A 15273-nucleotide genomic window follows, 5' to 3' on the forward strand; every position below is an offset into this window, starting at 1 on the left:
CAGGGGCGGTCCGTCAGCTGGGCCAACGCTGCGTGTGCTCCACGCGCACGGGGCCGTCGAGGACGACCTTGATGTCGCGGTTCGGGTGGCCGTAGTACATCCGGGTCTGCTGGGTGCCCGATCCCGAGAGTCGGTACGTGCGGCCATTGGTCTGCGCGCCGAACCACACGTTGTCCTCGTACACCGAGAGCGTGTAGTCGCCCGCCGGCAGGTTCTCGTACGTCGCGTCGATGAAGCTGCACGACGAGTGGATGCACTTACCGGCCTCGTAGAAGGTGCGGTCGCGGTTCACCCGTACGCTCGCCGGCGGCGGGTCCGGCGGGCGTTGTGGTGGTGCCGCGTCGGTGCTCACCGACGCGGCGGCCGTGCGGACCTCGCCGTCGGAGCGCTCGGCGCGGATCTCGGCCTGGTACGTGGTCGCCCAGTCCCCCTCCACCCGCCGGCTGCCCGACGCCGAGACGTTCTGCCAGCTGCTCCAGCCACTGCCGTCGTGGATCCGCAGCTGGGTGCTGGTGACGTCGCGGCCGTTGCCGGCGGGCGTGGTCCAGCTGAAGTCCGCGCCCGGCTGCTGGGTGATCGAGTCGCTGAACTCGGTGTAAGCACCGCGCTTGGTCCCGGACATCGTGGCGTCCCCGAACGGCCCGTAGGGCACCGCCGCGCTGCTGGCCGCGCTGGCGTCACCGCAGTAGGTGTTGCAGGCGCGCACCCTGAAGGTATAGCTCGAGCCGTTGTTGAGCCCGGTGATGAGCTTGTTCGAGGCGAGCTGGCTCCAGCCCCCGCCACTGGTGCTCACCTCGTAGCGCCGGATGGGGTCGCCGTTGTCCGCCGGGGCGGAGAACGCGAGCTCGACCTGCCCGTTGTTCGCCGTCGCGGTGGCGGTCACGCTGGCGATCCGGTCGGGCTGGAGGAAGGACCGCACCGGTGCCGACTGCGGGCTGCTCGCCGAGGTGCCCGCCTTGTTCGTCGCCGACACGCTCACCGTGTAGTCGCTGCCGGCCGGGGCGTCCTCGGTGATCGAGGTCTGCCCACCGGGCACCGTGAAGGACCGAAAGGCCGACCCGTCACGCGAGATGACGACGTCGTAGGCGGAGATGGTGTCCCCGTTGTTCGGCGGCGCGGTCCACGAGGCGGTGATCTGCGCCTCGACCGGCGAGTCGATGCGCTGGGCGACCGGGGCCACCGGCTGCTCTGGCACACCGGCCGGCACCTCGGGCGCCGACCACTCCGACCACTCGCTAGGGTCGGGGGCATCGTTGTGGGCCCGCACCCGCACCGTGTAGGACTGCCCGTTGGCCAGCCCGGACCAGGTGTGCGAGGTGCCGGACACCGAGATCTGCCCACCGCCGCCCGGCGACGGCGCGATCTGCAGGTCGTAGGAACTGACCGGGGAGCCGTTGGTCGCCGGCGGGGTCCACTCGACGTCGAGCTCGCCGTCACCGAAGTCCAGCACCGGTGCCGCCGGCCGCTCGGGCTTGACGTCCGGCCGGGCCACCCCGGACGGGCCTGACGCCTCGGACTCGCCGACCTTGTTGATCGCGGTCACCGTGAAGGTGTACTCGACGTTGTTCGTCAGCCCGCCGATGGTGCACGTCGTCGTCGGGCACTCCTGGTTCACGCCGTCGGCCTGGACCCGGTAGCCGGTGATCGGCGCGCCGTTGTCGGCCGGCGCGGTCCAGGTGAGCACGACGGTCTCGTCCCGCACGTCCTCGACGCGCGGCGGCACCGGCCGTTCCGGCACCCCGATGACAGCGAAGGTGATCCGGCCGTCGACGTCGCGCAGCATGTCGCCCGTGACATCACTGACGGTGTAGCGCACCGTCACGCGGCCCACCTGGTCGGGCTCGGCGGTGACCGTGACGGAGCCGTCGTCGTACGCGGTGGTCGCGGTGCCCGCCTCGACGGCCGCCCCCATGACCGTCAGCGGTTCTCCCGGGAACGGGTTGAAGGCACCCTGGAGGACGTCGACCGTCTGCGAGTCGCCCTGCTCGATCTCCCCGAGGTCGACGTCGTTGACCCTCGCCAAGCGACGGGTGGAGGCGGTGACCGTCACCTCGACGACACCGGGCACCGGCTCGGCCTTGCTGTCGGAGACCGTCAGCTGGATGTCCCCGGTCGTGCCGCGCGCGGTGTCCGCCGGAGCGGAGATCGTGAGGTTGGGACCGTCGAGCGTCGCGTCGATGCCCTCGGGGACGTCGCGCAGCTCGTAGCGCAGCTCCGCGAAGTCGCCGGTGTCCGGGTCCTGCGACAGCTGCCGCAGGTTGACCACCTGCGGGCCCTCGGCCGGGACCACGTCGATGGCCGCGCCGTCGAAGGTCGGCGGCTGGTTCTCGGTGGACTCCACGAGGATGTCGAGCGTCAGCACCGACGTCAGGCCCTCGGGATCCTCTGCCGACTCGCCGTCGGTGACCTCGAAGGTCAGCGAGGCCGGTCCGGCGTAGGTCGGCGCCGAGGTGAAGGTCAGTGTCGTGGGGCCGACGACAGGTGAGGCGCCGTCGGAGTTGGTCGCCTTGACCGTCGCGGCGTCGGTGAGCCGGACGTCCTTGCCGCTGAGCGCGACGACGTAGTCGGACAGCTCGATCTCGCGGGTCTCACCGGTGGCGACGACGATCGGATCGACGTCGGTGCGCAGCACCGGGCCGGAGTCCGCCAGGCCGGGGACGTCGACGAAGGCGTATGACGTCAGGCCGTCCGGATCCGTCACCGAGTAGGTCAGCACCTGACGGGTGGGCTGGACGTCCACCTGCACCTGGTCCCCCACCACCCGGGCGTTGTCCGGCGCACCGACGAGCTCGACGGTCAGCGCATCGCGCGAGCCGTCAGGGTCGAGGTCGTTGTCCAGCACCGGGACGTTGACCCGCTCCTGGTCGAGGATCGACACCGCCTGCACGATGTCGTCGACAGCGACCGGGGCCTCGAGCTTCGCGTCTGCCGTCACCTGGACGGCGACGATGCCGGTCGACATGCCGCCACGCTGATCGGTGACGTGGTACGGCAGGGCGTACTCGCCCTCCTCGTCCGGTGTGGTGATCTCCAGCCGGCCACCGTCGATCCGGCGGACCTCGAGGCCCTCCACCTCGTCGACGGCGGGGTCGGCGAGGAACAGCGGGTCGCCGTCGGGATCGGTGTCGTTGACCAGCGGGTCGAACTCCACGACGCGGCCGGGACGAGCCCGCAGCTCGTCGTCGACCGCCTGCGGGGCACGGTTGAGGTCCGGCGGCGGGGTGATCCCGACCCGCACGGTACCGCTGGCGTAGGCGCCGAGCCGGTCGCGCACCGCGTAGGTGAACTCGTCGGTGCCGCTCTCACGGGAGTACGCCTCGTAGTCGAAGTAGGTGGGCCCGACCTCGACGACGCGGCCCTTCGTCGGCGCCTGGTCGGCACCGAGCAGCTGGACGGAGTCGCCGTCCGGGTCGATCCCGAACATCGGGATCTGGATCCGGACGCGCTCACCGGCGAATGCCCGCGCCTCCACCGGCAGCGGCAGCGGGGCGGCGTTGCGCTCACCGTCGTCGGCCTGGACGTAGATGGTCACCTGGGCGGAAGCCACCTGGCCGGTGTCGTCGACGATCTCGTAGACGGCGTTGACGGTCTGCGGCTGCGTCGGCGCCCGGAAGCGCAGCGTGTCGCCGGAGGCGAACAGGTGCCCGGCGGTCGGCTCCTCGACCAGCTCGGTAGCGAGCTCGAACTCGCCGCCGCCAGGGTGGGAGTCGTTGGACAGCACCGGGATGGTGACGAAGTCGCCCGCCCGGACGTTGGCGGTGTCCGCCCGCGCCACCGGCGGCTGTGTCAGCGAGTCCGGCGGGATCGGCATGACGACGACTTCGCCGGTCGCGCTCGCCTCACCGTTGGAGACCTCGTAGCTGATCCGCTGCGGGCCGACCACCTCGCGTGCGGCGCTGATCTTGAGGATCCGGTGCTCGAGCACCGCGACGTCGAGGTGGACGCCGTCGGGCACGGTGATGCTCCGCACGGCGAGCACCTCGCCACTGGGGTCCTCGTCGTTGGCGAGCACGTCGACCAGCACCTGGCCACCGGCCGGCAACAGGGCGACGTCCTGGACGGCGACCGGCGGGGTTTGCGCGGGGTCACGGACGTCGATCCGGATGAGCCCGGTCGCGCTCGCGCCGGCGTCGTTGACGACGATGTAGGTGAGGTAATAGCTCTGGGCGGTCTCCGCCTGGAAGCGGAAGCTGCCGGCGTCGTAGTCGGTCGTCACCTGCGCGCCGGCGACCTCCTCGACGTTGGCCAGCCGCAGCTGCTCGCCGCTCGGGTCGACGTCGTTGTCGGTCGGGCGGACGACGACCTCCTCGCCGGCGATCGCGGTGACGAAGTCGTAGACCGGCACCGGCGGCAGTGCGCCGGCCGGGCGGACGTCCACGGTGAGCTCGATGTCGGCGAGCTCCTGGCCGTCGCTGACGGTGACGGTGACGGGCTTGTTGCCGGGGCTCACGCCGGAGTCGACGAAGGTGACCGCGCCGTCGGGGGTGAAACGGACGGTGTCGTCGGTGGTGGCCTGCGCATCGACGACGACGACCTCGTCGCCGTCGGGGTCGCGCACGTTGTCCAGCACGTTGACGCTCTGCGTGGCACCGCTGGTGATGGTCATCGTGACCGGCCGCAGCAGCTCGGGGGGCCGGTTCTGCTCGTCGGGCGTCGCGGTCAGCCGAGCCACCGCCTCGGCCTCACCGCCGCGGCCGTCGCTGATCGAATAGCTCATCGCGACAGCACCAGTGGCGTCCGGCGCGACCTCGATCTGCAGCGCCCGGCCGCCCATGATCGGTCGCACCTCGCCGAACGACGCAGGCGGGGCGTCGAACTGGCTGACGGTGAGCAGGTCGCCGTCAGGGTCGGTGTCGTTGCTGAGCACCTCGAGGACGGTGGTGCTGCCGGCGCGGACACCGAGCTCGTCGTCCTGCGCGATCGGGTCGCGGTTCTCCTGGTCACGGTCGAGCGGGAGCTGCTCCTGGATCTCCTGCTGCGACTCCTCCTCCTCCTCGTCCGGGTTCTGCGGAGGGGTGACGTCCTCCCAGTTCTCGACGATCTCCATCGCGTCCTGGATGAGCCACACCGTGCCGGCGACGAGGTCGTTGAGCACGACGACGTCGCGGTTGGTCCGGAACACCAGCTCCGGCTCCGCGATGCGCTTCTCGAGCTCGTGCTCGGTCACCTCGCCGTCACCGCACCGCACCTGGTAGGTGACGGCGGCACCGGCCCACGCCGCGTGGGTGCAGCCGGCAACGACGACCGGGCGCGTCGGGGCGCCGGGCACGGAGGTGGGCTGCAGGGTGGTCTCGCCGCGGCCGAGCGGTACCCGCAGGAGCCCGTCAGCGGTGGCGACCACGACCTCGCTGCCGGCGTCCGACGGCTCCTGCAGTGCGACGGTCGAGGTGTCGGCGAGCTCGGTGAGGTCGAGCGGGTCGTGGTCGGGACGCAGCAGCGTGACCGCGTCCTCCTCGTCCCGGACGACGGCGACCGGCTCGTCGCCGACGGCGGTGAGCTGGATCTCGACGTCCTCGAGCGCGCCCCCCTCGGCGACGAGCTCGGTGGTGCTCAGCTCGTCCGACTCGGGGTCGAAGCCCTTCGGGACGGTGACGAGCGTGCCCTCGCGCGGCGAGACGCCGTAGGTGGCGCCGTCGGTACCGACGGCGATCGCCGCGTCGGCACCGAGGCTCGCGGTCGGCTCGAGCTCCTCGTCGGCGAGGGCGCCGACGCCGTTGCTCGCGGTGGCGTACAGCTCGCCGCTGCCGCCGTCGAGCACCGCGACGGTGCCGCCGCCGAGCTCGACCTGCCGGCTGCCGGGCAGCGTGACGGTGGTGGTCGTGGTGACGGTGGCGGGGTCGACCTGCTGGAGCACCCCGGCGCCCTCGTCGACGAGGAAGACGTCCGACTCTTCCTGGAGCACGTCGAAGCTGGCGCTGCTGGACGTCAGTCCGGCGTCGAGCAGCTGGATCTGGCTGTTGAGCCGTCCGAGCCGCAGGTCGCTCTGGTTGGTGACCCACACGCCGCCGTCGTTGAGGTCGACGTCGGCGGTGGCGACGCCGTCGTAGAGCATCCCGGCGACGACGAGCCCGGTTCCCAGCGCGACGACGGTGGCGGTGCCGACGAGGCGCTGCCGGCGACGGGGGCGTTCGGTGCGTCGACGGGGCCGGAAGGGCCCGGCGCTCGGTGTCGACTCCGGACGTGGACGCGCGCTGCGCACTGTCGATGTCCCCCGACGTGTTCGATGGAAGTTGCCGTCGTCGCGTCACGACCTGCGACGCGGCCTCGTGCAGACTAACAACTCCGGGACCTTCGTCCTACCCGAGGGCGGAGACCTCGGTCACGACGTGGTCGCGTCGGCCTGCAGCGATCGGGGAGGTTTCGTCCGGCACGGGCTGACGGAAGTCACCCGCCATTTCGGATGCCATCACTACTCGGCCGCGTTGCGGGCATGCTCCTCGTCGAGGGCAGGGAGCTGGTCCTGGCTGACCATCCGGGCGGCGACGGCGTGCTCCACCAGCCGCGCCCGCCGGTTGACGGCGAGCTGCTTGGGGCCGCCCCGCAGTCCGCGGACACCGTTGCGGTGGAGCTTGTCACAGACGTTGTCGAGCTTGCGGTTGAACTTCGTCAGTGCCCAGCCCAGCCGGGCCGCGGCCGCCGCGGACGCCGGGATCGAGGCGGTCCCCCGGCCACCCAGCACCGGCTCGGCCAGCGCCAGCACCAGCAGGTGCTGGGACTCGGTCAGCGAGACCGGGCCGATCGTGGTGTCGCCGACGTGGGTGGGCTCGGGCCGCGAGGGCGCGAACGCCGGCGTCGGGTTGACGAGGTTGATCTCGTACGTCGTCGGGCCGGCGGTGAACAGCACCGACATGTGGGCGTAGACGAGCGGCAGCCGGGCACCGGGCGCGAGCCAGGCCTGCGTGTTGCCCTCGCCGTCCGCCAGCGTCGCGGAGAGCCGGGAGCCGACGTTCTCCACCCACCACAGGTCCTCGAGGAAGGCGATCCGCAGGAACCTGCGGTGCAGGTAGGGGTTGTCGTCGATCTCCAGCGCGCCCTCGCGGCCGATCCAGAACTCCCCGGTCCGTTCGATCGGGAACCACTCGCCGCAGAACTCCAGCTGCAGCGCATCGTCCTCGCTCACGTCGCTCCCCCGTTCCCTGCTCACTGGTCGACACATGCCGTCGCTGACTCCGCCGAGACCTGGCCGGCGTCGGAGATCGTCCGCAGCTCGACGCACACCCGGGCCGGGCTGTCGACGAGGAGCGGTGGTTCACTGACCGCCTGGCTCTCGTGCATCTTGTCACCGTCGACGCGTTGCCACGCGTAGCTGACGTCCTCGTCCTCGGGCACCGTCCAGGTGAACTCGACCGCGCCGTCCGCCGTGCGCTCGCCGGTCAGCCCGGTCGGTGGCGGCACGGCGTCGGGGATAACCACGGTGCCGATGGTCGGGTCGGGGCCGGGGTCCTCCTCGATCTCGCCGCGCAGCATGCCCGCGACGACGATGCCGGCCGCCAGCACGACGACGCCGGCGACCGAGGCGATCAGGGTCCGCGTGCGTCGGCGGGGCGGTTCCCCGTCCGGTCTGGACACCCCGCCCAGGACGGTGTCGTCCTCGTCCCAGCCCTGCTCAGCGGCCCGCGCCGGCGACCCGGCGCCGGGGGCGGGCGAGCCGGTCGCGACCTCGGTGACCGGCCGCAGCACGGTCCGCCCGTCGTCGCTCACCGGCTGCCGGTCGGCCGGGCGCGCGCCGGTCGGGTCCACCTCGGTGACGGCGCGCACGACGGTGCGGCCCTCCCCCGCCGTCGGGTCCTCGGCGGGAACCGCGCCGCCGAGCCACGAGGCGTCGGGCACCTCGATGTCGGTCATCGCCAGCCGCAGCTCCTGCTCCACGACCTGCAACGCCCGGGCGAACGCCAGGGCGGTGCTCGGCCGGGCCGCCGGCGACTTCGCCATCGCCCGTCCGAGCAGCTGCTCCAGCGAGGCGGGCACGTCGGAGCGACCGATCGGCGGCACGGGGTCGCGCTTGATGCGCATCGTGTAGTCGAGGCGGGAGTTGGGGCTCCCGGGCATGGCGAACGGCGACCGACCGGCGAGCAGCGTGTAGAGGGTCGCGGCCAGCGAGTAGACGTCGCCGCCGACCCCGGCCGGGTGCCCCTCGACCGCCTCCGGCGGCGCCCACGGGATGGAGACCCCGCCGGCCTCGTCCGGCCCGGCGTTGACCAGGCCGGCGATGCCGAAGTCGCTCAGCGCGGGGCGGCCGTACTCGGTGGTGAGGATGTTCGCCGGCTTGATGTCCCGGTGCACGATGCCCGCACGGTGCGCGGTCTCGACCGCACCGGCCAGCCGCACCCCGATGCCGAGCACCTCCGGCACGCCCAGCGGCCGGGCACGCACCCGCTCAGCCAGGTTCGGCAGCGGACAGTACTGCATGACGAAGTACGGGCGCCCGTCGGCAGCGGTGGCCGCGTGGTAGATCGTGACGATCGAGGAGTGCGTCGACAGCTGCGCCATGACGTTCGCCTCGGCGGCGAAGTGCTCGCGCGACTGCCCCTCGGCGGCGTCCTGGGTGAGCACCTTGATCGCCACCTGCCGCTGCGGCAGGTGCTGGGTGTAGAGGTAGACGTCGGCGAAGCCGCCCGAGCCGAGCAGCTTGTCGTAGGTGTAGCCCGGCAGCGCCGGGGGCTGCGCCGGCTGGCGCCGCGAGCTCACGAGTCCTCACCGGCGGGCGCCACGCGAACGCTCACCCCTGCTCCGATCTCGATGACCGCACCCGCCGGCACCGGGACACCGGTGCCGGGCTGCAACCGGAACGCCGGCTGGTCCAGGAGCGCGACCACCGTGCCGTTGGTCGAGTTCATGTCGGTGACGACGACGTGGCTGCCCGCCGGCCGGACCTCCACGTGCGTGGCGGACACGTCCTTCTCCGGGTTCGGCACGCTCACCAGCCGCGGCGCCTCACCGCCGACGAACCGGGACGCCTCCGGGGCGCGGCCGAGCAGCACCGGGCGGGACAGCTCGACCCGCTGACCGGTGGACAGCACCAGCTCGAGGTCCGGTGCGGCGGTGACGACCGGGTCCTCGGCGATCGGGACGTCGCTCACCGGCAGGTCGCTGGCGAGGATGGTCTCACCGTCGTGGTCTCCCTCGTCCTCGCCGTCGACGAGGTCGAGGTCGGGCGGCTCGGCCGGGCCGGTGCCCTCGGGCGCCGGCAGGTCGACCGGACGGCCGACGGGCACCGACAGGTCCGGCGCCGGCGGGCGGGGGCGCCCGGGGACGGAGTCGATGAGCGCCGGGTGATCGGGCGTCGCCGGGCCGGGCACCGCCGGGGCCGGCACCGGCAGCGCCGGGGACGCCGGCGTGGGTGCCCCGAGGCTGGCGGCCGCCACGGTGGCGTCGGACTCCCAGTCGGGTGCCAGCCACGGGTCGGCCGGCTCCGGGTCGGCCGGCTCCGGGTCGGGCGCCCGAGTCGCCTCGAGGTCCGGTGCCGGCTGGGTCAGCCACGGCGCGCCGTCATCGAGCTGGTCGGTGTCGGCAGCCGTCTCGTCGAACGCCCCCTCACCAGCGTCGGCACCATCCCCCGCGACAGCAGACCCCTCACCGACAGCAGGATCCTCCACCACACCAGACCCCTCACCGACAGCAGGATCCTCCACCACACCAGACCCCTCACCGACAGCAGGATCCTCCGCCACACCAGACCCCTCACCGACAGCAGGAGCCTCCACCACACCAGACCCCGCACCGACAGCAGGATCCTCCACCACACCAGCCCCCTCCCCGACAGCAGTATCCTCCACCACACCAGACCCCCCACCGACAGCAGGATCCTCCACCACACCAGACCCCTCACCGACAGCAGGATCCTCCACCACACCAGACCCCTCACCGACAGCAGGATCCTCCACCACACCAGACCCCTCACCGACAGCAGGATCCTCAGCGACAGCAGGATCCTCCACCACAGCAGGATCCTCCGGCGCCAGGGCGACCGGGGGCGCTGCGACGGGCGCCGGCTGGGCCGGAGGTTCCACCGGTGCAGCAGGCGCAACCGGCGCGCCCGACGGATGCGGCGCGCCCGCCGGAGGTCGTCCGGCCAGCGCCGCGAGCGCGGGCAGCCGGGCGACGGTGAGCTCGAGGTCCTCCTCCTCATCGGCAGCGGCGGCCGTGGCGGCCGACGATCCGCCGTCGGGCTCGGTGGCAGCGACCCGGATCGCGTCCGCGCCGACGATCCCGCCGGTGAGCGGCAGCCAGGGACCGGTACCCGGCCGCGCGGTGAGCGTGACCTCGGTGGTTGCGGTGAGCAGCTCCTCGCGCCACGTCGTGTAACCGCGGCCCGAGACCACGTGCCCACCGGCCGCCACCTCGATCTCGCCACGGACGAGTACCCGCAGCCCGCCGTCGTGCGTCTCGACCATCGCGAAGGAGGGCAGCGTGGCTATCCCGGTCCCGGCGAGGTACTCCACCCACGCCCCCAGCCGCCGTCCGGCGCTGGCCAGCTGCCACAGCTCACGCGCCACCTCCGGCGCGACGGCGGGGTCGAGCAGGGCGACGCCGCCGCCGGTGACGATGGCGGTCCACCCGCCGGGGAGGTACTCGTGGTGCCCGGTCATGCCTGCGCTCCTGCCTCGGTGCGCGGCAGCGTCGCACCGCTGCTGCGCTCGTCGCACTGCTCGTTGTCGTGGGCCACCGGCTGCGCCTCGACGACGATGACCGAGACGTTGTCGTTCGCCCCGCCGCCCACCAGCGCTCGCTCGAGCAGGCTGACCGCGGCTTCGTGGGGGTGGGGTGCCTCGCGCAGCACCTCGGCGATCACCTCGTCCTCCAGCTCGCCGAGCAGGCCGTCGCTGCACAGCAGCAGCCGCTCGCCGTCGGCCACCCGCAGCATCCAGAAGTCGACCTGCGGGTCGGGGCCGGTGCCGACCGCCCGGGTGATGACGTTGCGGCGCGGGTGGTGGCGCGCCTCACTCCGGCTGATGGTGCCGGCGTCGACCATCTCCTGCACGAGCGAGTGGTCGACGCTGATCTGCTCCATCCCCTGCGGTGTGCTGCGGTAGACCCGCGAGTCACCGACGTTGAACACCAGCCAGAACGGTTCGCCGTCCTGCTCGGTGAGGATCGCGCCGGTCACCGTGGAGCCGGCCACCGACCCGCGCGGGTCGCCGTCGTCGTCGGACGACATCGTCGCGCGGATGGCGGCGCCCGCCCGGCGGACGGCTGCGGCGACGTCGTCAGGAACGAGCGCTCGCTGCGCTGCCTGGGCCTCGCGGGCGAGTGCCCGTAGCTCGGCGACGACGGCGCTGCTGGCCATGTCACCGCGGGCGTGCCCGCCCATGCCGTCAGCGACGACGAACACCGGCGACTCGGCCAGCACGGCGTCCTCGTTCACCTGCCGTCGGCCACCGGTGTCGCTTGCTACGCCCCAGCGGGTCTCCATCCAGCTACCTCTCACGCCTTGATCGTCGGATCCTACGTTGCCGTCGTGGTGCCGGCGCAGACCGCCCAGTCACACGATCGTGGGGAAGATGCCCCAGTAGCCGGCGCTGAGCAGCAGGACGAGCGACCCCAGATGGATGGTCACCAGAGTAATGGTGCCGACGGTGCCGGTGCGACGACCGCTGCGACGCACCCGCAACCAGTGGGCCGCCGACCACACGCCGATCCCGGTCGCCGCGATGCCGACGATCTGCAGCCCGAGCCAGCCGCCCTGCACCACGAGCGGGCTCTGCTCGTAGTTGATCGCAAGGCTCGCGGCCATCAGCAGGTAGGACAGGAAGAGCACCCACAGCGCGGACGTCGCAAGTCCGAGCGCCGCCGAGGTCCGCGCCAGCGGCGAGGGCAGCGGCTCGCTCGGGCGTCGCACTACCCGGGTGGTCAGCCACGTCGCCGGGCCGAGGAGGACGAGCACGAAACCACCAACGAGCGTGAAGACGATCATGTCCCCCGACGCGTACCAGCGCGGGCTGGCGACCGGGTCGGCCCGGAACCGCTGCTCCGGCTGGGCGCCGGCGATCCGGGGCGCAGCGTCCGCGGTCTCCGGCAGGCCGAGGATCCACCGTGCTGTCGCTTCCGGGAAGCCGGGGGCGAGCCGGCCGTCTATCCGGATGCCGTGGTTGGCTCCCTCGAAGTAGCGGACGGTCAGGCTGTCGTTGCCGGCCTCGGCCATGTCGGCGGCGAGGATCGCCGGCCCCTGCACGGTCGGCATCGAGTCGTCCTGGGTCCCGTAGACCATGAGGACCGGTTGCGCCAGCTGCTGCTGGTAGACCTGCGGGTCGAAGTCGGCGTAGACGAAGCCGCCCCCGGGGATCTCGCTGCCGAGCAGCCGCGGCACCGCGCGCAGCAGCTGCTCCGGCGCGCCCATGTTGCGCAGATAGGCGTCGGTGGCGAAGGCGGCCTGCTCGCGCGGGGTGACGACCGGCGCGGAGACGAGGACGAGGAACGCGACGGCGGGCTGCTCGACAGCCGCGACCGGCGCGATGAACGCGCCCTCGCTCTCGGCGTAGATGCCCACCCGGTCCGGGTCGACGTCGGGCTGCGCGGCCAGCAGCTGCCACGACTGCAGGTAGTCCTGCGCCATCGCCACATAGTCCCGTGAGCGCGTGGTGTAGGTGTCCATCCGCTTGTCCGGGACGAGGGCGACCACGCCGGGGGGGGTCAGGGNTCCGGGACGAGGGCGACCACGCCGGCGCTGGCCAGCGCCTCGGTGATGTTGTGGAACCCGTCGTGCGTCGCGGTGCCGGCGCCGTGCATGAAGATCACCCCGGGCCGCAGCCCCGGAGCACCCACCGGGCGGCGGATGGTCGCTCGGACGGTGGCGCCGTCGAGAGCCACCTCGACCACCTCCGCCGTCGTGGCGTAGGTGCCGACAGGCTCGGTGACGACGCCGCCGCCGATCGCGGTGTCCTCGACCTCGACCACGAGGTCCTGGTCGACAGGGTGGGGGTTCCACCCCGGCCCGGCCACCGAACCGATGAACCCGAACAGCAGGATGGCGAGGATGGACACCGCGACTCGCCAAGATCTCACCGGGTCAGGCTAGTCGCTGCGCCATCGCGCTCCGGCCCGCCTGGCCGAAACGCGCTCAGAACCCGAGCCGCTGCAGCAGCTTCGGGTCACGCTGCCAGTCCTTGGCGACTTTCACGTGGATGTCGAGGTAGACCCGGGCACCGAGCAGCGCCTCGATGCCCTTGCGGGCCTCGGTCCCCACGTGCCGCAGCCGCGACCCGCCCTTGCCGATGACGATCGCCTTCTGCGAGTCCCGCTCGACGTACAGCAGCACGTGGACGTTGAGCAGCGGCGGGCGGGTGTCGCCCTCGCGCGGCTCACGCTCGATGATCTCCTCGACGACGGCGGCCAGCGAGTGCGGCAGCTCGTCGCGCACCCCCTCGAGCGCGGCCTCCCGGACCAGTTCGGCGATCATCACCGACTCGGGCTCGTCGGTCAGCTCACCGGCCGGGTAGAGCGGCGGGGACTCCGGCATCTCGCCGAGCAGCAGGTCGGCAAGGAGGTCGACCTGGTCGCCCTTGACGGCCGACACCGGCACCACGTGCGCCCAGTCGCCGAGGGCGGAGATCGCGAGCAGGTGCTCGGCGAGCCGCTGCTTGTCGACCTTGTCGGCCTTGGTGGCCACCGCGATGACCGGGGTGCGCAGGTCGGCGATCCGGCTGGCGATGTAGCGGTCCCCGGGGCCGACCTTCTCGTCGGCCGGCAGGCAGAAGACGACGACGTCGACCTCCGACATCGTCTCGTGGACGAGGTCGTTGAGCCGCTCCCCCAGCAGGGTGCGGGGACGGTGCAGGCCGGGGGTGTCAACGAGGACGAGCTGGCCGTCCTCCCGGTGGACGATGCCGCGCACCGTGTGCCGGGTGGTCTGCGGCCGTCCCGAGGTGATGGCGATCTTCTGCCCGACCAGCGCGTTGGTCAGCGTCGACTTGCCGGCGTTCGGCCGGCCGACGAGCGAGGCGAAGCCCGCCCGGAAGCCTTCGGGCCAGGTGAAGGTCATGCGGTCTCCTCGTCGTGTGCCGGCGGCGTGACCGCTCGGGCGATGATCGTGGCGATCTGTCGGCGGCGCCCGCGAGAGCGCTCGGCGCGCATGTGCAGGCCGTCGACCTCGATCTCGGCGCCGGGGATCGGCACCTTGCCCAGGGCCTTGGCGAGCAGCCCGCCAGCGGAGTCGACGTCGTCGTCGTCGAGCTCCAGGCCGAAGATCTCGCCGAGCTCGTCGATCGGCAGCCGCGCGGGCACCCGGACGAGACCATCGGCGAGGTACTCGACCTCGGGCTCGGCGCGGTCGTGCTCGTCGGTCAGCTCACCGACGAGCTCCTCGATGAGATCCTCAATGGTCACCAGGCCGGCGATACCGCCGTACTCGTCGACGACGAGGGCGATGTGCACGTTGTCGGTCTGCATCTGGCGCAGGAGGTCGTCGACGAGCTGCGTCTCGGGCACGAAGGCCACCTCCCGGGCAGAGGACTCCACGGTGTCCGAGCCGGCCTCCGGCTGCATGTGCAACCGGCGCGTGACGTCCTTGAGGAACAGCACGCCGCGGACGTCGTCGACCGACTCGCCGATGACCGGGACCCGGGAGAACCCTGAGCGCACGAACAGCGCCAGCGCCTTGTTCAGCGGCTTGTCAGCGTCCATCGTCACCATGTCGGGACGTGGCACCATCACCTCACGCACCAGGGTGCTGCCGAGCTCGAAGATCGACCGGATCATCGTCCGTTCCTCGGCGTCGAGGTGGTCGGAGCGGCTCACCCGGTCGACCATGTCGCGCAGGTCCTCGGCGGCCTCCTCGCGGGCCTCGGCCTCGGTGCGCCCGTTTCGCGGCGAGAGGTAGTGCCCGACGGCGACGGCCGGTCGGGTGAGGACCAGCACCGCCCGGATCCCGGGCAGCAGCGCGTGCAGCACCCGGCCGGGATGCTTGGCCCCGACCCGGCGCGGCCCGCTGCCGGCGATCGCGGCGAGCAGCACGACCGCCACCGCGGTCGCCACCAGCAGCACCTGCCACCAGGTGCCCAGCAGGTCGGCGACGACGAGGGTGAGGGCGACCGCCGCGGTCATCTCGGTGAGGGTGCGTGCCAGCGTGAGGCCGGGCTCGGCGACGTCGTTCTCCTCAGCGAGCCGGGCGACGGCGTCGGCGCGCGGCCGCTCCGCCTCCTGCAGCTCGGCGAGCGCGGAGTGACCGATCTTGCCCAGCGCGCTCTCCGCAGCGACGAGCACCCCGGTCGCGATCACCGCGACGACGGCGAGGACCAGCAGCCACCACTCGGGGATGTTGGGAAGAAGTCCGTCCAT

The 15273-nt window shown here is 72.4% G+C and carries 8 protein-coding genes; all 8 read right to left on the reverse strand.

Annotated elements, in window-relative coordinates; translation table 11 throughout:
• Window positions 1-13: 13 nt before the first annotated feature.
• The 8 genes from V2J52_RS03700 to V2J52_RS03735 all read right to left on the reverse strand — a co-directional run bounded on the left by V2J52_RS03700 (window position 14) and on the right by V2J52_RS03735 (window position 15273).
• Window positions 14-6199 (reverse strand): Ig-like domain-containing protein, encoded by a 6186-nt coding sequence (locus V2J52_RS03700; protein ID WP_331226301.1) that lies wholly within the window; start codon window positions 6197-6199, stop codon window positions 14-16.
• A 210-nt stretch (window positions 6200-6409) separates the two neighbouring features.
• Window positions 6410-7120, reverse strand: coding sequence for a hypothetical protein (locus V2J52_RS03705; RefSeq protein WP_331226302.1), 711 nt, complete (start codon window positions 7118-7120; stop codon window positions 6410-6412).
• A gap of 20 nt (window positions 7121-7140) precedes the next feature.
• A complete protein-coding gene (locus V2J52_RS03710) occupies window positions 7141-8688 on the reverse strand; it encodes a serine/threonine-protein kinase (RefSeq protein ID WP_331226303.1) in 1548 nt (515 codons plus the stop codon).
• Window positions 8685-10589, reverse strand: a complete 1905-nt coding sequence (locus V2J52_RS03715; protein WP_331226304.1) for an FHA domain-containing protein — start codon at window positions 10587-10589, stop codon at window positions 8685-8687. The genes V2J52_RS03710 and V2J52_RS03715 overlap by 4 nt, the downstream gene beginning before the upstream one ends.
• Window positions 10586-11428 carry a PP2C family protein-serine/threonine phosphatase gene (locus tag V2J52_RS03720; RefSeq protein ID WP_331226305.1) on the reverse strand — a complete coding sequence of 281 codons (843 nt, stop codon included), beginning with the start codon at window positions 11426-11428 and terminating at the stop codon, window positions 10586-10588. The genes V2J52_RS03715 and V2J52_RS03720 overlap by 4 nt, the downstream gene beginning before the upstream one ends.
• Window positions 11429-11482: 54 nt before the next feature.
• On the reverse strand, window positions 11483-12619 hold the full coding sequence (locus tag V2J52_RS03725; protein ID WP_331226306.1) for an alpha/beta hydrolase family protein: 1137 nt from the start codon (window positions 12617-12619) through the stop codon (window positions 11483-11485).
• A 438-nt stretch (window positions 12620-13057) separates the two neighbouring features.
• A complete protein-coding gene (gene era / locus V2J52_RS03730) occupies window positions 13058-13978 on the reverse strand; it encodes a GTPase Era (protein WP_331226307.1) in 921 nt (306 codons plus the stop codon).
• Complete coding sequence (locus tag V2J52_RS03735) at window positions 13975-15273, reverse strand: hemolysin family protein (protein WP_331226308.1); 1299 nt, start codon at window positions 15271-15273, stop codon at window positions 13975-13977. The genes era and V2J52_RS03735 overlap by 4 nt, the downstream gene beginning before the upstream one ends.

This window comes from Georgenia sunbinii, assembly GCF_036421875.1.
GTDB classification, from domain to species: Bacteria; Actinomycetota; Actinomycetes; order Actinomycetales; family Actinomycetaceae; genus Georgenia_B; species Georgenia_B sunbinii.

Excerpts from the sequence above, each read along its gene's own strand:
- V2J52_RS03715 (WP_331226304.1), bottom strand. The coding sequence starts at position 10,589 with ATGACCGGGCACCACGAGTACCTCCCCGGCGGGTGGACCGCCATCGTC.
- era (WP_331226307.1), bottom strand. The coding sequence starts at position 13,978 with ATGACCTTCACCTGGCCCGAAGGCTTCCGGGCGGGCTTCGCCTCGCTC.
- V2J52_RS03735 (WP_331226308.1), bottom strand. The coding sequence starts at position 15,273 with ATGGACGGACTTCTTCCCAACATCCCCGAGTGGTGGCTGCTGGTCCTC.